The following is a 373-nucleotide window of genomic DNA, read 5'->3' as shown; positions in this document are numbered from 1 at the left end:
ACTGCTAATGCTTCTGAGCCAAATTCACTAATTAATACTCTTTCATATACATGATAGATTAACGGAATATCTACTAATCTATCTAATAACGCTGCATCTGTATCTAAGTTTAATAACTCACCAAATGCTTTAACGCTTCTTATGTTTGTTAATTCATTTATGTCAGTTAACTCTAAATCTTGAACTAACGTTAACATCTTGTAAGCTGCTTCAACATCAACTAGCGATTTATTTAAGGCTAGATCAGCTGCGGTAATATCAGGTAATACTACCTCTAATCTCGGTTCTAAATTACCTATGTAATGATTAATTACATCTGCTAATGTTTGATGGGTCTCTTCACTTTCAATAACTCTTGTTAGTAGGTTATCAA

At 31.9% G+C, this 373-nt stretch carries 1 protein-coding gene; it reads right to left on the bottom strand.

Features of this window, described 5'->3' with window-relative positions:
- A partial coding sequence (locus IY230_RS06580) for a hypothetical protein (RefSeq protein ID WP_196370858.1) occupies positions 1–373 on the bottom strand: 373 nt, incomplete at both ends.

Source organism: Acholeplasma laidlawii (assembly GCF_015709225.1).
In the GTDB taxonomy this organism is placed as follows: Bacteria; Bacillota_I; Bacilli_A; order Acholeplasmatales; family Acholeplasmataceae; genus Acholeplasma; species Acholeplasma laidlawii_A.
This window is presented reverse-complemented; position numbering and strand designations above follow the sequence as displayed.